This is a genomic window from Agathobaculum sp. TL06, assembly GCF_054658635.1.
Genome location: NZ_BAAGGY010000010.1, coordinates 79,885 through 100,333 on the forward strand (window position 1 = coordinate 79,885; position 20,449 = coordinate 100,333).

17 protein-coding genes are annotated in these 20,449 nt (G+C 60.0%); 1 reads left to right on the plus strand and 16 read right to left on the minus strand.

Translation table 11 applies throughout. The features are described 5' to 3' along the window. Positions 1-115: 115 nt before the first annotated feature. Positions 116-3,118: a phosphodiester glycosidase family protein gene (locus ACYQ3S_RS07635; protein WP_459688280.1), complete on the plus strand. Its 3,003-nt coding sequence runs from the start codon at positions 116-118 to the stop codon at positions 3,116-3,118. Positions 3,119-3,171: 53 nt separating this feature from the next. Here ACYQ3S_RS07635 and ACYQ3S_RS07640 read toward each other — a convergent pair whose 3' ends face one another. From ACYQ3S_RS07640 to dctP, 16 genes are all read right to left on the minus strand, one after another. Further along, positions 3,172-3,885, minus strand: a complete 714-nt coding sequence (locus ACYQ3S_RS07640; protein WP_459688281.1) for an SDR family NAD(P)-dependent oxidoreductase — start codon at positions 3,883-3,885, stop codon at positions 3,172-3,174. Between the two features lies 1 nt (position 3,886). Further along, on the minus strand, positions 3,887-4,861 hold the full coding sequence (pfkA, locus tag ACYQ3S_RS07645) for a 6-phosphofructokinase (protein WP_459688283.1): 975 nt from the start codon (positions 4,859-4,861) through the stop codon (positions 3,887-3,889). A 70-nt stretch (positions 4,862-4,931) separates the two neighbouring features. Next, complete coding sequence (locus ACYQ3S_RS07650; RefSeq protein WP_459688284.1) at positions 4,932-8,447, minus strand: DNA polymerase III subunit alpha; 3,516 nt, start codon at positions 8,445-8,447, stop codon at positions 4,932-4,934. Next, a complete protein-coding gene (whiA, locus tag ACYQ3S_RS07655) occupies positions 8,448-9,341 on the minus strand; it encodes a DNA-binding protein WhiA (RefSeq protein WP_459688285.1) in 894 nt (297 codons plus the stop codon). Between the two features lie 22 nt (positions 9,342-9,363). Then, positions 9,364-10,221, minus strand: a complete 858-nt coding sequence (gene rapZ, locus ACYQ3S_RS07660) for an RNase adapter RapZ (protein ID WP_459688287.1) — start codon at positions 10,219-10,221, stop codon at positions 9,364-9,366. Positions 10,222-10,252: 31 nt separating this feature from the next. Next, complete coding sequence (murB, locus tag ACYQ3S_RS07665) at positions 10,253-11,176, minus strand: UDP-N-acetylmuramate dehydrogenase (RefSeq protein ID WP_459688288.1); 924 nt, start codon at positions 11,174-11,176, stop codon at positions 10,253-10,255. A gap of 118 nt (positions 11,177-11,294) precedes the next feature. After that, the gene (locus tag ACYQ3S_RS07670; RefSeq protein WP_459688289.1) at positions 11,295-11,780 is read right to left on the minus strand and encodes a DUF6376 family protein; all 486 of its coding nucleotides are present in this window, start codon (positions 11,778-11,780) and stop codon (positions 11,295-11,297) included. A gap of 142 nt (positions 11,781-11,922) precedes the next feature. Continuing rightward, entirely contained in the window at positions 11,923-12,936 is a 1,014-nt protein-coding gene (locus ACYQ3S_RS07675; protein ID WP_459688290.1) for an NAD(P)H-dependent glycerol-3-phosphate dehydrogenase, read from the minus strand. Beyond that, positions 12,933-13,577 (minus strand): glycerol-3-phosphate 1-O-acyltransferase PlsY, encoded by a 645-nt coding sequence (gene plsY / locus ACYQ3S_RS07680; RefSeq protein ID WP_459688292.1) that lies wholly within the window; start codon positions 13,575-13,577, stop codon positions 12,933-12,935. The genes ACYQ3S_RS07675 and plsY overlap by 4 nt, the downstream gene beginning before the upstream one ends. 24 nt (positions 13,578-13,601) lie before the next feature. Further along, positions 13,602-14,927: a ribosome biogenesis GTPase Der gene (gene der / locus ACYQ3S_RS07685; protein WP_459688293.1), complete on the minus strand. Its 1,326-nt coding sequence runs from the start codon at positions 14,925-14,927 to the stop codon at positions 13,602-13,604. Between the two features lie 30 nt (positions 14,928-14,957). Beyond that, the gene (locus ACYQ3S_RS07690) at positions 14,958-16,262 is read right to left on the minus strand and encodes a DUF512 domain-containing protein (RefSeq protein WP_459688295.1); all 1,305 of its coding nucleotides are present in this window, start codon (positions 16,260-16,262) and stop codon (positions 14,958-14,960) included. 114 nt (positions 16,263-16,376) lie between these two features. Further along, the gene (gene rpmF, locus ACYQ3S_RS07695; RefSeq protein WP_054327283.1) at positions 16,377-16,562 is read right to left on the minus strand and encodes a 50S ribosomal protein L32; all 186 of its coding nucleotides are present in this window, start codon (positions 16,560-16,562) and stop codon (positions 16,377-16,379) included. Between the two features lie 45 nt (positions 16,563-16,607). Beyond that, positions 16,608-17,123 (minus strand): YceD family protein, encoded by a 516-nt coding sequence (locus ACYQ3S_RS07700; RefSeq protein WP_459688297.1) that lies wholly within the window; start codon positions 17,121-17,123, stop codon positions 16,608-16,610. A 155-nt stretch (positions 17,124-17,278) separates the two neighbouring features. Next, positions 17,279-18,571 carry a TRAP transporter large permease gene (locus tag ACYQ3S_RS07705; RefSeq protein WP_459688298.1) on the minus strand — a complete coding sequence of 431 codons (1,293 nt, stop codon included), beginning with the start codon at positions 18,569-18,571 and terminating at the stop codon, positions 17,279-17,281. A gap of 39 nt (positions 18,572-18,610) precedes the next feature. Next, entirely contained in the window at positions 18,611-19,123 is a 513-nt protein-coding gene (locus ACYQ3S_RS07710) for a TRAP transporter small permease (RefSeq protein WP_459688300.1), read from the minus strand. Positions 19,124-19,345: 222 nt separating this feature from the next. Further along, positions 19,346-20,392 (minus strand): TRAP transporter substrate-binding protein DctP, encoded by a 1,047-nt coding sequence (gene dctP / locus ACYQ3S_RS07715; protein ID WP_459688301.1) that lies wholly within the window; start codon positions 20,390-20,392, stop codon positions 19,346-19,348. Between the last annotated feature and the right edge of the window lie 57 nt (positions 20,393-20,449).

The following is a 20,449-nucleotide window of genomic DNA, read 5'->3' on the forward strand; positions in this document are numbered from 1 at the left end:
CCAATTTTAATTGACCCCGCGCGCGGGATAGAGTCGCGCGGGACGGCGCTGCGTGCGAAGTGGGGGCGCGGCGCGGCAGCAAGGCTTCCACTATCCTGAGAAAATGAGGAGGACCATGAAACACTTCGCAAAAGTATCCGGCCGCCTGCTGGCGGCTTCCCTTGCCGCAGTGCAGCTCTTTACGGCTGCGGCCGGCGCCGCGTTCAGCAACGGCTTCACCTATTCCTATCCGGTGGGCGAGGGCTTGACCTATACCCGCTCGGAGGGCAAAAACAGCGCCGGCGTGCAGCGTGCAAACATCCTGACATACCGGCCGAACACAGGCGTCTCGCCGATCATGGTGTATGCGGACGAGCAGCTTTACGGCAGCAGCGCCACGATCACGAACGCGGTCAAATATCTGGAGAGCCAGGGCAAATCGGTCATTGGCGGCACAAACGCCGACTTCTTCGTCATGTCCAGCGGCGTCCCGATCGGACTGGTGATCGACGAGGGCGAGCTGATCTCATCCGACGCATGGCAGTATGCGGTCGGCTTCAAGGCGGACGGCACGGCCGTGATGGGCCGTCCGACCATGAGCATGACGGTCTCCGGCGCAAGCGGCACGGTTTCTGTCTCCTATTTCAATAAAACCCGTACCACCGCGGGCGCATATCTGCTCGACCGCAACTATGACGATTCGACCCACTTTACGGCGAACGGCACCAACATCATCCTCGAGCGCGTGGACGATACGCCGGTCACGGTAAACGGCACGGTCAAAATGAAAGTCATCAACAAGGGAACGGGCAACAGCCCGCTCACCATCACGGACGACCAGATGGTGCTGACCAAGTCGGACGGTGCGAACGTCCCCTCCTGGGTGGACTTCCCGATCGGCGAGGAGGTCACGCTCAAGGTTACGGCGAACGATACCAACTGGGCGGATGTGGATTACGCGGTCGGCGGCAAGCTGCTGATCGATAACGGCTCGGTCACCACCGCAGGGATAGACGGAGGCTCTTCCAACCGCGCGCGCAGCGCGATCGGCGTCCGGTCGGACGGTACGGTCGTGCTGTACGAGGTTGACGGGAACCAGTCCTCGCACAGTGTAGGACTGACCGCCGCCCAGCTTGGGGAAGAGCTGGTATCGCTGGGCTGTGTCCGCGCCATCTGTCTGGACGGCGGCGGCTCCTCCGCCATGGCGCTGCGCAGGCCCGGCGAATCCACCGCTTCCCTGATTACCAGCCCCTCGGACGGTTCCCAGCGCGCCTGCGCCAACTATATTTTCTTTATCAACCATGTCGCATCCGACAACGTCACCGCCTATTCGTTCCTCACGCCAAGCTACCGCTATGTGCTGCCGGGCGCCTCTACCTGGTTCTCGGTCAAGGGCGCGGACGCTTCCTACGGTCCCGCGCCGGACCCCTCCGGCATGACCTACACCGTATCCGGTGAGCTGGGTACGGTCGAAAACCAGACCTTCACCGCCGGTACGGCAACCGGCACCGCCACCATCACCGCTTCCAACGGTTCGGTCGAAGGCTCAATGGATATCTGCATCACGGGCGACGTCAATTCGATCGGCCTGCAGAGCGCCGGCAAGGACATCAGCTCGATCTCGGTCAAGCCCGGCCAGAGTGTCGATGTGGACGGGATCGCCTACCACCTCGGTCAGAAGATGGCCTCGATCGACACCGCTTTTCACTGGAGCGTTTCCAGCGACATCGGCTCGATCGACGAAAAGGGCGTGTTCACCGCGGGCGACAGCATGGCGAGCGGTACGCTCACCTGCTCGTATGGCGCGACCAGCAAATCCATAACGGTGAATGTCGGCATGGGCGACCCGCAGGATGCGGAAACCGTTGCTGATTTTGAGGCCGGCACGGACGGCTGCACGGCCACCGAGGGCATGACGCTCACCCGCGTGACCGGATATACAGCGGTCGCGCGCGGCGAAGGCTCGCTCAAAGCCGCCTATGACGGCACCAAGGTCGCGGCCGCGACGATCTCGCTCCCGCAGGCCGATGTTTCCGGCCGGAAGCACCTGACGCTGTGGACGCGCGGCGAAGGGACGCAGGGTACGCTTACCGCGGTCTTCGCCGACGCCGAGGGCAATGAGCTGACCGCAGCCCTGTCCGCGGCCACCACGGCCTCGTGGAAGCAGCTTACCGCCGCCGTTCCGGAGGGCGCGTCCAGGCTGACTGGCATCCGCTTTGAGCGCAGCGGCAGCGGGGCTGCGGATTCCGCGCTCTACCTCGACCAGATCGTCGTTTCCGCCGACCACGCGGTCACCAATACGGACGCCCCCTCGGTCAAGCTGAACAGCACCGCCCTGACCGTGGACGCCGGCGCGGCGGCCACGATCAGCGGCACCGCTACGATGGAAAATGGCAAATATCCCGCCCGTTCCTCCAATATTACAGTCAAGGTGGATGGGAAAGCGGTTGACGGCGCGGCCAGCATGAGCGGCTCCACCCTGACCGTCACAACCGGTGCGCTGTCCGCGGGTACGCATTGCGTCACGATCGACGTATCGGACGACGCGGGCAACCGCACCCGTGTTTCCGCAACCGTCACAGCAGGCAGCGCCAGCAACGCGTTTGCCGATACCGCTTCCCACTGGGCGCGCGGCTACGCTTCCCTGCTGAATACCAACGGCATCATGAAGGGCGAAACCGGCAGCGACGGGAAAACCTATTTCCGTCCGGAGCGCAATCTGACGCGCAAGGAATTTGCGGTCACGATGGCGCGCCTGCTCGGCCTGGACACCTCGTATACCGGCGCGCTGGACTTTGCCGACGATGCCTCCATACCGGATTGGGCGCGCGGCGCGGTCTACGCGGTTTCGCAGGCGGGCATCATGAACGGCGAAACACGAAACGGCAAGCTGTATTTCTCTCCGGACGCGGATATGACGCGCGCCGAGGTCATGACCGTGATCGGACGCTGCCTGCCGCGCGGCTATGCGGCGGCAAGCCTTTCCTATAAGGATTCGTCCTCCGTCCCCTCCTGGGCGGTCGATCAGGTTAAGACCTGCGTTGCCGCCGGCATCATCGGCGGCTACAGCGACAATACGCTGCAGCCCCTGGGCAAGATCACCCGTGGCGAGATCGCCAAAATCCTCGCGCTGTTCTGAAATGGACGACAAAAACCCCCTCTGTCATTCGACAGAGGGGGTTTTATTACCTGTTAAAAGCCGCCGGTCACACCGAGCACCTGTCCGGTGACAAAGGCCGCTTTGTCCGAGCATAAGTACAGGATACTCTCCGCAACCTCGCGCGCGGTGCCAATGCGCCCCAGCGGTGTTTGCTCCGCCAGCCCGCGCATGGTTTCCGCACTATGCACCGCATTCATATCCGTATCGATCACGCCGGGCGCGACACAATTGACCCGAATGCCGGACGGCCCCAGCTCCAGCGCGAGCGATCTGGTCAGACCGATCAGCGCCGCCTTGCTCGCCGCATAGTGGCTTTCGCAGGATGCGCCAACCTGCCCCCACACGGAGGACACGGTCACGATGCTGCCCTGCTTTCTATGCAGCATGCCCGGCAGCGCGGAACGGATGGTCCGCACCGCGCCCAGCAGGTTGACATCCAGCATATGCTGCCATTCCTGCTCCGTAATGTCCTGGAACAGCTTCTGCTCCGCCACGCCCGCGTTGCACACCACCGCATCCAACCCGCCGAAATAGCTTACCGCCTCCCCCGCCGCGCGTCCGACCGCACGCGCATCCGTCAGGTCGGCACAAAGCGCCAGCGCGCCGGTCTTTTCCGCCAGCGCGCCCGCGGCTGCACGGCTGGCGCGGTAGGTGAAGGCCACATTCCAGCCCGCATCGGCAAATACCTGCACACAGGCGGCGCCGATACCACGCGAACCGCCGGTAATCAAGACTGTCTGCGGCATGTCAAATCGCTACCGTCTGCTGCGCCACAAACAGATCCTGCTCCAGATCCTTCTGGCGCGCGAGCCCTTCCTCGATGTCCAGGTCGGTGACGCGGTTATCATCGAACACGATCACGCGGTTGGTCTTGCCCGCCTCCAGCGCCATCACCGCCTCATAGCCCATGCGGGTCGCCATCACACGGTCGCGCGCGGACGGGGAGCCGCCGCGCTGGATATGGCCGAGGATGGTTACGCGCGTATCGATGCCGGTCGCCTCATGAATCCGGTCGGCAACATCCTGCGCGGCGCCATAGCCCTCCGCAACGATAATGATATGGTGGTTGCGGCCCTTGATGCGCCCGACGCGCATCTTCTCGATGATATCCACATCAAAGTTCAGCTCGCGCTCCGGCAGACAGATCGCGGTAGCGCCGACCGCGCAGCCAACGTGCAGCGCCAAATGGCCCGCCCGGCGGCCCATGACCTCAACGACCGAGCAGCGCTCATGCGACTGCATGGTGTCGCGCAGCTTATCGATACATTCGATCGCAGTATTGCAGGCCGTGTCAAAGCCGATCGTGTAATCGGTACACACGATATCGTTATCGATCGTACCCGGCACGCCGATGCAGGGTACGCCCTTGCGGGACAGCGCCTGCGCCCCGCGGAACGTACCGTCGCCGCCGCAGCAGATCAGTCCGTCGATCCCCAGATAACGGCAGGTATCCGCCGCCTTCTGCAGCCCTTCCTCGGTCATCATCTCCTTGCAGCGGGCGGTATACAGCATCGTGCCGCCCTTGCGGATGATCCCGTCCACGCTGCGCGCCGCCATCTCGATGATATCGCCGTTAATCAGGCCGCTGTAGCCGCGGCGGATGCCAAGCACGGAGATATCGTGCGCCGAAGCGGTGCGGACGACCGCACGGATCAATGCATTCATGCCCGGCGCGTCGCCGCCGCTGGTGAGCACGCCAATTCTGCGAATCTGTTTGTCCATAATAAGCCTCCTGTATCGGTTGCTTCCCAAAATAATATTTGCCTTACATGGCGGGGCCTTGTCCGGTTCCCTACTGCATTATAACATCTTCCTCGCCCAAGAGGAAGCGTAATTTTTCCAAAAGCGGCACATCCGGTTGACACCAGTATTCCCGCTTGGCCAGCGTTTTTTTCCTGGTGTCCGTGGGATAGAGATAAACCGGCGTATCGCCCGGCTGCGCCAGCAGTATGGCCTTGATCTGCGGCCATTCGTCGCTGCCCATGCTGTCAATGCGCAGGAACAGCTTCTGCGGCGCAAGCCGCGCCGCCTGCTGGTCGGTATATACCGACCGCTGCGGATTCTGCTGCGCGAGCATGCTGTTCACCGCGCTTTCGGTCAGCGGCTGCGCTTCGTTCAGCAGCACCTTGGGCGCTTCATCCTCGCGCGCGTCGATCTTGCCGGTGAGCAGTACCGCGCTGTCCTCGGTCAAATAAGCGCCGCACTGCTGCAGCGAGCGCGGGAACACGATCAGCTCGATCGACGCGGATTCATCCTCCACCGTCACATATGCCATCATCGAGCCGTTTTTGGTGGATTTGAGCCGCACGGAGGTGATAACGCACGCCAGCCGCACAGTCATTCCATCTTTATAGGCGGGCTGGGCGCTTTCCCCCGAAAGATCGTCGATGATCTTCCGTATGGAGGCCGCGTCCGCTTTTTTCGCCAGCTCCCGATACTCGTCCATCGGATGACCGGACAGGTACAGGCCGGTCGTTTCCTTCTCCATCGCCAGCAGCTCCCGCTTGTCCGCCTCGGGGATGTCAGGCAGGGCGATCTGCGTATCCTGCACCTCGTCGTTCCCCATGCCGAACAGGTCCATTTGCCCCTCAATGTTTTTCTTGCGGCTCTGCGCGATCGCGTCCACCACTGGGCCTACGATCTGCAGCAGCTGGCTGCGCCGGTACCCCATGGAATCAAATGAGCCGGCTTTGATCAGGCTTTCGAGTGCGCGCCGGTTCAGCTCCCGATCGTACATGCGCTCGCAAAAATCCTGGAACGACGAGAACAGCCCTCCCGCCTCGCGCTCCTCCACAAGCTGCTTCATAAACGACCGACCGACGCCCTTGACCGCGGCAAGGCCGAACCGGATGTCCCGTCCGGAAACCGAAAACCCGTCGAACGACTCGTTCACATCCGGCGGCAGCACCCGAATCCCCATTTCGCGCGCGGCCTGGATATACTCGGAAATCTTGTCCGACCAGTCCAGCACGGAGGTGAGCAGCGCCGCCATATATTCGCGCGGATAATGGCACTTGAGGTACGCCGTGCGGAAGGAAACAACCGCATAGCACACCGCGTGGGCCTTGTTGAACGCATAGTTGGCAAAGTCCATGATCTCGTCGAACAGCCCCGCCGCGATATGCTCCGGCACGCCGCGTTTGACCGCGCCGTCGATGCCAAGCGCCTCATTGCCGTGGATGAAATTGACGCGCTCCTTTTCAAGCTCCTTCATCTTCTTTTTGCTCATCGCGCGGCGCACCATGTCCGCCTTGCCGAGCGAGTAACCCGCCAGGCTCTGAAACACCTGCATGACCTGCTCCTGATAGATCATGCAGCCGTAGGTGACTTTCAGGATCGGTTCAAGCAGCGGGTGCTTATAGGTCACCTTTTCCGGATGGTGGCGGCACTCGATATAGCGCGGGATGGACTGCATCGGCCCCGGCCGGTACAGCGCCACGACCGCGGTGATATCCTCAATGGACGCGGGGCGCAGGCCGGTGACGACGTTGGTGATGCCCGCGCTTTCCAGCTGGAACACCCCCATCGTCGAGCCGCGGCCGAGCATCTCATAAGTGGCCTTGTCGTTCATATCCACGGTTTCGATGTTGAAATCCGGCACATGGCGGCGGATCATCTTTTCCGCGTCCGCGATCACCGTCAGGTTGCGAAGGCCGAGGAAGTCCATTTTGAGCAGCCCCAGCTCCTCGAGCGTGGTCATGGTGAACTGGGTGACCATCTGCTCGTCGTTGCGCGCAAGCGGCACATAGGTATCCACCGGATCCTTGGTAATGACCACGCCCGCCGCGTGAGTCGAAGCGTGCCGCGGCATTCCCTCGAGCGCGCGGGCGGTATCGATCAGCTCGCGCACCTGCGGCTTTTCGTCATACATCTTTTTCAGCTCTGGATTAACCGCCAGCGCCTTGTTGATCGTGATGTGCAGCTCGTTTGGCACCTGCTTGGCAACCGCGTCCACCTCGTTATACGGGATCGACAGCGCGCGTCCCACGTCGCGGATCGCGCCGCGCGCGGCCATGGTGCCGAACGTGACGATCTGCGCCACGCGGTCCTTGCCGTACTTTTCGGTGACGTACTCGATCACCTCCGGCCGGCGCACATAGCAGAAATCCACGTCGATATCCGGCATGGACACGCGCTCCGGATTGAGGAAGCGTTCAAAATACAGCGAATAGTGGATAGGGTCCAGGTCGGTGATGCCCAGGCAGTAGGAAACGATCGAGCCCGCCGCCGAGCCGCGCCCCGGCCCGACGGGAATACCGTTGCGCTTGGCATAGCCAATGAAGTCGGAAACGATCAGGAAATAATCCACAAAGCCCATCTGCGCGATCATATCGATCTCATACTGCAGGCGGGCGCGCACCGTGCCGTCGTCATCCGGATAGCGCTTGGCAAAGCCCTCGTCGCACAGCTTCTGCAGGTACTGCAGGGCGCTGTACCCCTCCGGCACATCGAATTCCGGCAGATGGTACTTGCCGAACTCAAACTCGACCTGGCAGCGCTCCGCGATCCTGACGGTGTTCGCAAGCGCTTCCGGATGCTCGGGGAACAGCGCGGCCATTTCGTCCGCATCCTTGATGTAAAACTCCTGCGTCTCAAACTTCATGCGGGTGGGGTCGTCCACCGTCTTGCCCATCTGGATGGACATGAGCACGTCCTGTATTTTTGCGTCCTGTTTGGTCAGATAGTGCGCGTCGTTCGTGGCGACCAGGCCGATATCCAGCTCTTTTGCAAGCTGATACAGCCCCTCGTTTACCTTTTTCTGCACCTCGATGCCGTGATCCTGCACTTCGAGATAGAAATGGTCGCGGTCAAAAATATCCAAAAACTGCTCGCACAGCTCATAGGCGCCGTCCATATCGCCCTCGGCCAGCGCGCGCGGAATCACGCCCGCCAGACACGCGGACAGGCAGATCAGGCCCTCGCTGTGCTGCCGGAGCAGATCCATATCGATGCGCGGCTTCATATAAAAGCCCTCGGAAAAGCCGAGCGACACCATATGGATGAGGTTGCGGTAGCCGGTCATATTCTCGCACAGCAAAATCAGATGGCTGTGCCATTCGCCATTCACATAGCTGCGCTCCAAACGCGAATGCGGCGCCAGATATACCTCGCAGCCAATCACCGGATGGATGCCCTTGGCCTTGCAGGCGCGGTAAAAATCGATCACGCCGTACATCACGCCGTGATCGGTCAGCGCGCATGAGGTCTGCCCCAGTTCGGCCACGCGCTCCACCAGCCCCTCGATCCGGCACGCGCCGTCCAGCAGGCTGTATTCACTATGCACATGCAGATGCGCAAACGGTACCATTTAGTCCTCCTTTGACGCAAATTCCGTTATTTTTTTCAGCCGGTGGCTCAGCCCCGGCTTGGAGATCGGCGGGTCGAAGCGCTGTGCAAGCTCGGCCAGGCTGTCGGTCGGATAGGACAGCCGCAAGCGGACGGTTTCGCGCAGCGCCTCCGGAAAGGCTTCCTCCCCGCGCCGGTCGAGCACCGCGCGGATCGCGGCGACCTGGCGCGCGGAAGCGTCCGCCGCTTTCATCAGGTTCGCGGTCTCGCAATTGACCTGCCGGTTGATCGTGTTGCGGATATTCTTTTCCACCTTGGCCTGCATCAGCTCCATTGCCGCGCGCGGCGCGCCGATACGGGTCAGGAAATCCTCCACGCTCGCGCCCTCCTTAAAGTACAGAAGGCAGGAATTGCCGCGGCGCGCCTGCTTGGGCGACAGCCCCAAATCGAGCAGCAGGCTTGTCTCCTCCCCCGCGAGGCTCTGCCGGCCGGTTTTCAGCTCCAGATGGCTTTTTTTATCCGGCCCCGCCACCGTACCCGCCATCAGGAACGCGCCGCGCAGGAAAGCAGCGACGCAGCAGTCGTTTTCCAGCACGTTCCGGTTGAGATGGTAGACGAGGTGGCTTTTCAGGTCATATCCCAGCACATCGAAGATCCGCGCGATCTGCGCGGGTTCCCCGACGGTATGCTGCAGCTTGCGCCCCGCCCGCTGCGGCGCGCAGTCCACGGAAAACGCACGCTGCAGCAGCGCCTGCAGCCGGCGCGCCACAAATGCGTTTTCCGTGGACAGCCGTATCTCTTTATGGGAAAACACCGACGCGTGCAGCAGCGCGCCGTAAGCCTCCGCCCGCGTGCAGCACGCCCGCTGCATGGAAACGCGGCACAATTCGGCCTTTACTTCGGTTGAAAAGGACATGGACCGCTCCTTTATCTGTCAATCAGCGCTGGTAATCGCGGTGCATGGTGACCACACCGTAGTCGCGACCGCGCAGATGCTCGGAAAGCGCCTCTGCAATCGCGACCGAGCGATGTTTCCCGCCGGTGCAGCCGATGCTGATGATTACGTTCGCTTTGCCCTCCGCCACATACCGCGGCAGCAGAAAATCGATCGTCGAGGTCAAATGCTGCATCAGTTCATCCGCCATGCCGCCCTGGAACACATAGTCGCGCACATCCGGATCGGTGCCGTTTTTCTCGCGCAGGCTCATCTCATAATAGGGGTTGGGCAGGAACCGCACGTCAAACACCAGGTCGGACTCGGGCGGGATGCCGTATTTGAAGCCGAACGACTGCACAATCACCTCAAACGCGCCGCCGCCATCCGTCCCCGCGAACAGCGCGAGCAGGCGCTCACGCAGCCCCGCCGCGGACAGGCCGGTCGTATCGACCACAAAATCCGCGCGGCTCTGCAGCGCGGCCAGCATGCTGCGCTCCTTTTCGATCGCAGCCGTCATGCCGATGCCCTTCTCCATCAGGGGATGCTTGCGGCGGGTCTCCTTAAAGCGCCGGATCAGCGTCGGCGTATCCGTATCCAGGAACAGGATCCGGTAGTCGCAGCCCATGCTCTTGATCGAGTCCAGCGAATCGAACAGCTGCTGGAAATCCCCGCCCGCGCGCACATCGGTCACAAGCGCGACGCGCTCGTACCGCTCGGTCGCGGCAAGGCATATCTCGGCAAAGCGCGGGATGAGCGCGATGGGCAGGTTATCCACGCAATAATACCCCAGGTCCTCAAACGTGGCGACCGCGCGGCTCTTGCCCGCGCCCGACATGCCCGAAACAATCAAAAAATACATCGATTCATCCCCCTTGCCCATTCGTCCATGCTTACCGGATGATCCGGACCTCGCATTCCAATTCCACGCCGAACGCCTCCCGCACACGGCTCTGCACCAGCTCGATCAGGCGCAGCATATCGTCGCAGCTTGCACCGCCGCGGTTGATCAGAAAGCCCGCATGCTTTTCCGATACCTGCGCCCCGCCGACGGAAACCCCTTTCAGCCCCGCGTCCTCGATCAGCCGTCCGGCAAAATACCCTTCCGGCCGCTTGAATGTCGAACCCGCCGACGGATAGTTAAGCGGCTGCTTATCCCGCCGCCGCTGCGCAAGGTCGGCCATTTTGAGCTGGATCGCGGTGGGGTCGCCCGGCCGCAGCCGAAGCGTTGAACGCAGCACCGTCCATTCCGGATGGGCGCGAAAGGCGCTGCGCCGGTAGCCGAAGCCGTGCGCTTCTCCCTCCAGCACATGCCGCGCGCCCTCTCCGTCGAGATATTCAGTCTTTTCCACGATGCCCGCCATCTGCCCGTCATACGCGCCGGCGTTCATAAATACCGCGCCGCCCAGGCTGCCCGGGATGCCGGCGGAAAACTCCGCTCCGGTCAGCCCCGCGCGCTGTGCGCGCCGTGCCACACGGCTGAGCAGCGCGCCCGCTTCCGCGGTGACCTGACAGTCCTCGCCGACGCGCACCTCGTCCAGCCCGATCGTACAGATAACCGTGCCGCGCACGCCATTGTCCGAAACCAGCATATTCGACCCGTTCCCCAGCACCAGCAGCGGCAGCTCATGTTCGCGCACCACGGAAAGGGCGGTCGTCAGCTCCGCGATGGTTTTCGGCATGACAAACAGGTCCGCCGGTCCGCCGATCGCAAAGGTGGTGTGGCGGCTCATGGGTTCATTAATCGCAATATCTATCTCTGGCGCGGCTTTGCGCAGGGCCGCCGCGCATTCGTTGATGTTGATACGGTGCTCCATCCTTTTCCTCCAAACAAAGTAAAAGCAATATATAATATTATACCAAATCGCAAGGTAAAGTGCAAACGAAAGGCACCCCGTAGGGGTGCCTTTTTGGTGAACGATTTCCGGCAGCCGGTTAATTGCTTGCCTCTTCCAGCAGGCTCGCGCCTTCCGCCATATCGTTGACAGCGGTACGCAGCTGCTCATCCATCTGGGATACCAGTTCCGTCAGCTTGGTCTGGTCGGTCTCCTCCGTCATTGCCACGACTGTATCGATAAAATCGATCATCGACTGGCAGCCGGACTGCATCTTCTCGTGTCCCGCCGCGTAGGCTTCCGGCGGGGTGATTGCGATAAAGTCGTTAAGCGGTGCCTTCATGGACTCCAGAACCTCTTTCGCAGACTCCGGATCGGTCATCGCGGTGCTGGCATTGTTCTGGATCTCGGTCATCTCCGCGCCCAGATCCTCTACCGCCTGCTGGTATTCCTCCTCGGTCAGCGCGGCCGGCGCCGCCTGATCCCCGCTGCCGCCGTTGTCCCCGCCGCTGCACGCAGCCAGCGACAACGCCATTACCGCCGCCAGCAGCACGGCCAGCAAACGCTTCGTCATGTTCTTTTTCATACTCTTTCTCCTTATGACCTTACAGATTTTAGCATAAGCTATGGTACGATTATACAAAAAGAGCGTGAAAAAGTAAAGACTTTTTGTGGCAAAAAATGCAACAGGAAATACTTTTCTTATCGTTTATTCTACCTATTAATTTTTAGTGGAACCAGACTTCCTCATGCTCCCCGCGCCGCGGGCGCCCCAGGAGCATGCGTATGGCTTCCTTGGCGGACAGGCCGTTATACAGCACCTCATACATTGCCTCGGTGATCGGCATGGACACCCCCTGCTGCTGGGCCAGGCGGTAGCCGGCTTCGGTCGCGTAATAGCCCTCCACGGTCGCGCCGACCTCCTGCATCGCCTCCTGCGCGGTCTTGCCCTGCCCGATCAGGATGCCCGCGCGTCGGTTGCGCGAATGCATCGAGCAGCAGGTAACAATCAGGTCCCCCACGCCGGACAGCCCCGCGAAGGTCTCCTGCTTGGCGCCGAGCGTAATCCCCAAACGGGCGATCTCGGTCAGGCCGCGCGTCATAAACGCGGCTTTGGAGTTATCCCCCAGGCCCAAACCATCCGAAATGCCCGCGCCAAGGGCGATAATGTTTTTGAACGCGCCGCCCAGCTCGCAGCCGACCAGATCGGACGAGGTGTACACGCGAAAAAAGGTATCGTTCATAAACGCGGCCTGCGTCAGCTCAGCCGCCGCCCGGCTCGCCGATGCGGCGACAATTGCAGTCGGCACCCCGCGGGCCACCTCCTCCGCGTGGGTCGGGCCGGTCAGCGCCACCACGGGGTTGCGGCCGTCCATCGCCCGATCGATCGTTTCCGAGAAGCGGCAGTAGCCGTGCTGGGAATCCAGCCCCTTGCCCACATTGACGATCACCGTCCCCGCAGGAACGATGCGGGAGAGCTGCTCCGCAGTCGAAGCCACGGCAAAGGACGGGACGGCCATCACCACCAGGTCCGCTTCCGCCGCACCCGACATATCGGTCGTGACTGTGATCCCCTCCGGAATCCTCACCCCCGGCAGCAGCTTTTCGTTTGCCCGCTCGCGGTGCAGCAGGTCGCATTCCTCCTGAAAAAAGGTCCAGGAGGTCACCGCATGGCCGTTATGGTGCAGCAGCATGGCCAGCGCAATGCCCCAACCGCCGGTACCCAATACAAAAACCTTCATTTTCCGCTCTCCTCTCCATCGGAAGCCGTTTTTTCAATGGTCTTTTTGCTTTTGAAGGAAAACCTGTTCTCTTCCCCATGCAGCATGCGCATGATATTGCTCCGGTGCATGAAGATGACCGCCACCGCCATACCGAACGCCATCGCGGTCAAAACCGAATCGCGGTAGAACAGCAGGGTCGTGATGGGAAAGCTGACCGCGCCCAGAATCGAGCCAAGCGAGATCCAGCGCGTCACCGCGACCGCCAGGAAAAACAGCACGAACGCGATCAGGAAAATACGCCAGTCGAACAGGAGCAGCATGACCGCGCCGACCAGCACGCCCTTTCCCCCGCGGAAGCCAAAGTACACGGGAAACATATGCCCCAGTATCACGAAAATACCGGCCACCAGCTTGCCGACCGGCCCGACCAGAAGCGCGCCGATCGAGATCGCCGCCGCGCCCTTTGCAATATCCCCCAGCAGCACGAACAGTGTTTTGCGCGCCCCCATTGTGCGGTAGGCGTTGGTCAGTCCGGCGTTGCCGCTGCCATAGTTGCGGATATCCTTGCCGAGCGTTACCTTGCTGACGATGATCGCAAAGCTCAGCGAACCCAGCAGGTAGCCGCACACCGCGATGATGGCAAATTGCGTCAATGTCATGTTGTCGTCCCCCAAGAAATCAATTTAATCCTTGTCCCCGCGCTCACGGATCACCATGCGCACGGGCGTGCCTGTCAGGCCGAACACCTCGCGGATCTGATTTTCCAGATACCGCTGATAGGAGAAGTGGAACAGGCGCGCGTCGTTGCAGAAGCAGACAAACGTCGGCGGGCAGGTGGAGGCCTGCGTCATATAGAAGATGCGCAGGCGGCGTCCCTTATCGGTCGGCGGCTGCACGCGCGCGGTCGCCTCGGCCAGGATGGAGTTCAGGCGGCCGGTCGGGATGCGCATATGGTTCTGCTCGTATACCTCTTTAATCAATGCGAACAGCTTATCCACGCGCTGTCCGGTCTGCGCGGAAATAAACAGCACCGGCGCATAGGGCATGTATGCCAGCCCCTCGCGCACGCGCAGCGTGTATTCCTTCATCGTGGAGCCGTCCTTTTCCACCAGGTCCCACTTGTTTACCACGATGATGCAGGCCTTTCCGGCGTTATGCGCCTCACCCGCGACCTTGGTGTCCTGTTCGGTCACGCCCTCGGTCGCGTCGATCATAATGACGCACACGTCCGCGCGCTCAACCGCGAGCAGGGAGCGCATGACCGAATATTTCTCGATCTTCTCGTCCACCCTGCTTTTTTTGCGGATGCCCGCCGTGTCGATAAAGGTGAACCTGCCGTGCGCGTTGTCCAGATCGGCGTCCACGCTGTCGCGCGTCGTACCCGCCACATTGGAAACGATCACGCGCTCCTCGCCCAGCACGCGGTTGAGCAGGCTGGACTTGCCCACGTTCGGCTTGCCGATCAGCGCGACGCGGATGCGATCCGACGCTTCCTCGCTCTCCTCCTCGGGCGGGAAATGCTCGTAAGCCGCGTCCAGCAGCTCGCCCACGCCGTAACCGTGCAGGGCGGAAATGCCGTAAGGCTCCCCCAGGCCGAGGTTATAAAACTCATAAAACTCCGCCGGCGGATCGCCCGGCTTATCGCATTTGTTGACCGCCAGCACGATCGGCTTGCCCGAACGCAGCAACATCGCCGCCACATCCTGATCCGCCGCGGTCACGCCGGTACGCAGGTCGGTGATGAGCACGATCACATCCGCATGGGAGATCGCGGTTTCCGCCTGAAAACGCATGAACTGCAGAATTTCGTTGTCATTTGACGGCTCGATGCCGCCGGTGTCGATGATGGTAAAATCACGTCCGCGCCAGTCGCTTTCCGCATACAGTCGGTCGCGTGTTACGCCCGGCGTATCCTCCACAATGGACAGGCGCTTGCCCGCCAAGCGGTTAAACAGCTGTGATTTGCCGACGTTCGGCCGGCCGACAATCGCCATAATCGGCTTTGGCATATTCTTTCCCTCCTCTTTGCTTTTCGGGGGTCAATCTTCAAAAATCTTGGCGAGCAGGTCCGCGCCGTCGATCTCGACCGGCACGATGGGTACGCCGATCGCGTCCGACACCTGTTCCGGCGTGTAATCGTCCAGGAACACGTCTCCCCCATCCCGCAGCATATTGGCGGAGATCAGCACGCGCTCGCCCAGGTCCCGCCCTTTCAACTGGGCGATCAGGTCCTGGCCGGTAATCAGTCCGGCAACCGAAACCAGCGGCCCAAAGAAGTCGTTGCGGATCGCCACGACTCTGCCGCTTAAATTATCGCATTTTGCGGCCGCCTCGTCAAGCAGGACCGCCAGAGAAGGCGCGGCGGCCGTGCCGGTCGCAATGGTAAACGGCCGCGCCGCGCGCCCCTCGTAATCCGGCAGCGCCAGCCGGAACTCCTCCATAAACAGCGGCAGCATGCCGATGCCGTTTTCAAACTGGGTAAACTCCTCGTAATACGCCGTATCCGGCAGCGGGCGCTCCGCCTTGAGGTACAGCTCGTCCCCGCACCAGACCAGGCGCGTGCCAAGCTCGCGCAGGCATTCCTGGGCGAACGGCTCGACGATATCCAGAATCGCCTGCGCGCAGGGCTTGTCCGTCGCCTCCAGCGGATACAGCCCCTCGCGGTGGCGCGTCATGCCGAACGGCACGACCGAGATCGTATTCACCGCGGGATAGAGCTGCTTCAGGTCGTTCAGCGAGCGGCGCAGCTCCTCCCCGTCGTTCAGCCCCTTGCATACAACGAGCTGGCAGTTCATCGTGATGCCGCCCTCCGCGAAGCGCTCCATGATCCGAAGCGCTTCGCCCGCGCGGCGGTTCTGCAGCATTTTGACGCGCAGCTCCGGATTGGTGGTCTGCACCGAGATATTGACCGGCGAAATATGCATCCGCAGGATACGGTCCACATCCGCGTCCGACAGGTTGGTCATGGAGATATAATTCCCCATCAGGAAGGACATGCGCGCGTCGTCGTCCTTTACATAGAGCGTCTTGCGCATCCCGCGGGGCAGCTGGTCGATGAAGCAGAACACGCACTTGTTCGAGCACTGCTTCATCCCGTCCATCAGGTAATGCTCGAAATTCAGGCCGAGCGGCTCGCCCTCGCGCTTGCGCACGCACACCTCGCGGACGCTTTCCCCATCCGCTTCCAGCACGCGGAGCGTCAGCCGCGCGTCATAGCTGTAAAATTTGTAATCCAGCACATCGCGGATCGCGGTCCCATCGATCTGCAGCAGAGTCTCCCCCGCCCGCAGACCCGCGCGCGCCGCCGGACTGCCCGCATCCACGCTGACGATTTTTGACGCCATCCAGCGCCCTCCTTTCGGCATTATCGCGCCCGACCGAAACCGTGAATCCGATCGAGGGCGAAAAAAATGGAGAAGCCGTTGCCGCCTTCTCCATCCTTTGTTCTGTTTTCAGCCTTACGCTTCCTTAACGGCGACAACCTCACGGCCGTTGTAATAGCCGCAAGCCTTGCACATTCTGTGAGCCAGCTTCATCTCGCCGCACTTCGGGCATTTGGACATGCCGGGCAAAGAGAGCTTCCAGTGGGAGTTACGGCGCTTGTCGCGACGGGCTTTCGAAACCTTTCTCTTCGGTACTGCCATGGTGGATACACCTCCTACTCTATCTTCTCAATTTGTTTGACTGTTTTATGTGCTCTTGTCCTCATCAGAGTCGAGCAGGGCGCGCAGCGCGGCAAAACGCGGGTCGATCTGCTTTTTGTCGCAGTCGCAGTCAACCTCGTTGCGGTCGGCGCCGCAGTGCGGACAGAGGCCTTTGCAGTCCTCCTTGCACAGATATGTCATCTGTACCTGCAGGATCAATGCCGGCACCAATACGTCCGCAGGATCCACGCTGTCACCGGTCAGCACGAAAAGATCGTCCTCTTCCTCCGCCTCGGGGTCGTCCGACAAAATCATATCCGCCTCGGCTGTCAGCAGGATATCCAACGGCTTCAGGCAGCGGGCGCAGGCGGTGGAGTAAATCGTTTTGATCGTCCCTTTCAGCCGCAGGACGCCGCTCTCGTTCGAGACCTCCCCGCTGATCTGGACTGGGCTTTGGAACGGCTTCGCGCCATACAGTGTTTCCTCCCGCAAATCAAGCGTTTCGGAAAACGGGATGCTGACGGTATTCGAGCCGGTCAGTTTTCGCAAATCAATCTTCATGTCAACCTCACATGGTACTAAGATAGTATACTACACCCTTTTGCCCTTTGTCAAGCAAAAAACGACTTTATCATCGGCGCAGCGGCGCATTTTAATGATAAAAGGTTCCGTCCGGATGGACGGAACCTTTTGTCTCTGATTTTTGCTGAGCGGGATCACATAAGCAGGTTCGGCACCAACAGAATAATGCCGGGTACATAGGTGAATATCAGCAATACCGCGAACAGCAGTATGATCCACGGCCACACCTCTCTGCAGTAGCCGGAGAACGTACATCCTGTAATCGAGGTGGAAACGAACATCATCGCGCCGAACGGCGGGGTAACGCCGGCCAGCGTCAGGTTGATCGCCATAACGATACCGAAGTGGATCAGGTTTACATCCAGGCTCTGCGCAGCCGGTACGAGCAGCGGGGCGAGCAGGATCATTGCAGCACCGCCCTCGAAGAACATACCAACGATAGCGAGCAGGATGTTGACCAGCAGCAGGAACTGCCAATCCGTGTGGCAGATCGCCAGGATCGCTTCGGAAATAATCATCGGGATACGTTCCCAGGTCAGGAACTTGCCGAACGCGATGGACGCACAGATAATCAGCATGATGCCGGAGGTGGACTCAACGGACTCACGCAGGATCGGGAGCAGCGTCTTAACATGAATCGTGCGGTAAATCAGTGCGCCAACCAGCAGAGCGTAAACGATGCACATAGCACCAGCTTCGGTCGGGGTGAACACGCCGAAACGCAGGCCCATAACCAGGCCGAACGGCAGGAACAGCGCCCAGATGGACTGCTTAATGTTCTCCGCGAACTCCTTCGCGGTACCAATGCGCTCACGGGTGGGCTTGTAGCCGCGCTTGCGGGACTGGTATCCTGCCAGCGCCATTTCGGCAAGCATGATGATGAGGCCCGGCAGGTAACCGGCATAGAACATTTCCTGAATGGAAACGCCCGACGCGGTTGCATACAGAATCAGAACGATTCCGGGCGGGATGATCGGGGTGATACAGGAGGACGCAACCGTTACAACGGTCGAGAACTCCTTGGAATAGCCCAGGCGTTCCATTTCCGGAACCAGCATTTTGGACTGCATCGCTGCGTCCGCGTTCGCGGAACCGGACAGACCGCCCATCAGAGCGGAAAGAACGATGTTAACCTGCGCAAGGCCGCCGCTGAATTTACCAACGAGCAGCTCAGCAAGGTTCATCAGTCGTTCTGTGATGCCAGAGTAGTTAAAGATAACACCGGCAGCCGTAAAGAACGGGATTGCCAGGTAGGTGAACGATGTTGTACCGGACAACATGTTCTGAACCATAATATCCGTCGGCTGAGACGAAGAGTTAAAGATAAAGTATACCAGTGTGGAGAATGCGAGCGAAAACGCCACCGGTATTTTCATGAAGAGAAACAGGAACAGCAGGAGAAGCGGAAACCATACTGTAAACGGCATTTCTCTTTACCTCCTTCCAAAGTAAACGTGTATTCTTCCTTATGCGCGGTTTTCCAGCGAAGTTTCCGAGAACTCCTTGCCGATGATGGACCAGTACAGGAAACGGATCGAGTACAGGCACATGACAAAGAAGCCGATCAGCGCCGGAAGGTCCATAAAGGTATACGGAATACGCAGCGCAGCCGTAGGACGAACCCACGCCTCCACGGTGAGGATGTAGCTGTAGTAAGTCAGAACCGCACAGCCAACCGTCAAAACAGCAAAGTTGATGATGTAGATAATACGCTTCGGGAGCTTGGGAAGACGGTCCACAATAACGTCAATCGCGATCATGCCCTGGTTCTTATACAAAGTACAAACACCGAAGAACACGGTATAGGCAAAGCCCAGATACGATACCTCTTCCGCCCATGCAAAGGACTTGGAGATAACAAAACGCGAAAATACGTTAATGATAATCGCCACGCACATTACAACGAAACCTACGCTTGCAATGTACATTTCCCAATCGTTAATAAACTTTTTGAAAAAGCCTTGTTTATTCTCGTTCACAGATTAATTCACGCCTTTCTTTCACAAAAAGCTATTTGCGAAATGGAATGTAGCAAAAATGAGATGTAGCAAAAAAGAGTCAGAGTCAACATGAGGTGGGTATGAAACAGTCATACCCACGCCGTCAAACCAGTTCCCCCCGTTTTAACGGCGTGGCATATAACCGTTCTACATCATTAGATTCTTGTCGTAATTAAGTAGATTGAAAGCTTGAATCAGAGCTTAGGCAGCGCCGATCGCTTCCTGGATGCGGCCTACCAGGTTCTCGCTCCACTCCGGGAAAGCTTCCGGAACGTGCTCGAACGAATAGTCGCGCCACTCCTGGATAGCCTCGTCGGTCGGGTAAACTTCCTGAACGCCCTCGTTGAGCATCTCTTCGAGCATCGGGCCAACAACGGACTCAACCTCTTCGATAGCCTGCGCCGGGTAAGCCTGGCCTACCTCGTCGATGGCCTTCTTGCCCTCTTCCGGCAGGGACTGGTATACTTCTTCCGACATAACCATGATGGTCGGAGCATACAGGTGACGGGTGTAGTTCAGGTACTTAGCAACCTCGTGCAGCTTCGCGGAGTACAGGATGTGGATCGGGGACTCAGCGCCGTCCGCAACGCCCTGGCTGATAGCCTGATAGGTTTCGGACCAGGTGCAGGTGGTGGCGTTGCCGCCCATGACGTTAACCATTTCGGTCCACATCTTGGTCGGAGCGCAGCGGAGCTTCATGGTGGAAGCAGCAGCGCGGTCCGGCATCGGGGACTTGGTCAGCCAGTTACGCTCGCCGAAGTAAACGGCGGTGATGATGCGCATGCCCTGCTCATGGAGCTGAGCCTCAAGCTCCTGGCCCAGGTCGGACAGCCACAGGTTACCAACGTCTTCCGGCTTCTGGAGCAGGTAAGGCATCATGAACGCGGAGTAGTCCGGAACGTAGTCAGCCAGGTGGGAGAAGTCGCAGTCCTGAATAGCGGCAGCGCCCTTGGAAATGGATTCGATTACGTCGGTGGTGGCGCCCAGGGACTCAGACGGATAAATCTGAACGTCCAGCGTGCCGTTGGCAGCCTCGTTGATACGGTCGCAGAAGTTCGACCAAGCTTCGTACATCGGGTCGGAAGTGGTCTTGATGGAGTTCATCTTCAGAACGACCGGCTCATTGGTGGAGCCAGCGTCAGCCGCTGCATCGCCGCCATTGTCTGCACCGGTGTCGGTGTTGCCACAAGCAGCCAGAGACAGAGCCATGGCAGACGCCAGAAGCGCCGCGAGTAATCTTTTCTTCATGTTACAACCTCTTTTCTTCGCTTTCTTAAAAGTGAGATTTATATGCAGGCTGGGGGG

Coding starts and splice junctions, on each gene's coding strand:
- ACYQ3S_RS07635 (WP_459688280.1), top strand. CDS start 116: ATGAAACACTTCGCAAAAGTATCCGGCCGCCTGCTGGCGGCTTCCCTT.
- ACYQ3S_RS07640 (WP_459688281.1), bottom strand. CDS start 3,885: ATGCCGCAGACAGTCTTGATTACCGGCGGTTCGCGTGGTATCGGCGCC.
- pfkA (WP_459688283.1), bottom strand. CDS start 4,861: ATGGACAAACAGATTCGCAGAATTGGCGTGCTCACCAGCGGCGGCGAC.
- ACYQ3S_RS07650 (WP_459688284.1), bottom strand. CDS start 8,447: ATGGTACCGTTTGCGCATCTGCATGTGCATAGTGAATACAGCCTGCTG.
- whiA (WP_459688285.1), bottom strand. CDS start 9,341: ATGTCCTTTTCAACCGAAGTAAAGGCCGAATTGTGCCGCGTTTCCATG.
- rapZ (WP_459688287.1), bottom strand. CDS start 10,221: ATGTATTTTTTGATTGTTTCGGGCATGTCGGGCGCGGGCAAGAGCCGC.
- murB (WP_459688288.1), bottom strand. CDS start 11,176: ATGGAGCACCGTATCAACATCAACGAATGCGCGGCGGCCCTGCGCAAA.
- ACYQ3S_RS07670 (WP_459688289.1), bottom strand. CDS start 11,780: ATGAAAAAGAACATGACGAAGCGTTTGCTGGCCGTGCTGCTGGCGGCG.
- ACYQ3S_RS07675 (WP_459688290.1), bottom strand. CDS start 12,936: ATGAAGGTTTTTGTATTGGGTACCGGCGGTTGGGGCATTGCGCTGGCC.
- plsY (WP_459688292.1), bottom strand. CDS start 13,577: ATGACATTGACGCAATTTGCCATCATCGCGGTGTGCGGCTACCTGCTG.
- der (WP_459688293.1), bottom strand. CDS start 14,927: ATGCCAAAGCCGATTATGGCGATTGTCGGCCGGCCGAACGTCGGCAAA.
- ACYQ3S_RS07690 (WP_459688295.1), bottom strand. CDS start 16,262: ATGGCGTCAAAAATCGTCAGCGTGGATGCGGGCAGTCCGGCGGCGCGC.
- rpmF (WP_054327283.1), bottom strand. CDS start 16,562: ATGGCAGTACCGAAGAGAAAGGTTTCGAAAGCCCGTCGCGACAAGCGC.
- ACYQ3S_RS07700 (WP_459688297.1), bottom strand. CDS start 17,123: ATGAAGATTGATTTGCGAAAACTGACCGGCTCGAATACCGTCAGCATC.
- ACYQ3S_RS07705 (WP_459688298.1), bottom strand. CDS start 18,571: ATGCCGTTTACAGTATGGTTTCCGCTTCTCCTGCTGTTCCTGTTTCTC.
- dctP (WP_459688301.1), bottom strand. CDS start 20,392: ATGAAGAAAAGATTACTCGCGGCGCTTCTGGCGTCTGCCATGGCTCTG.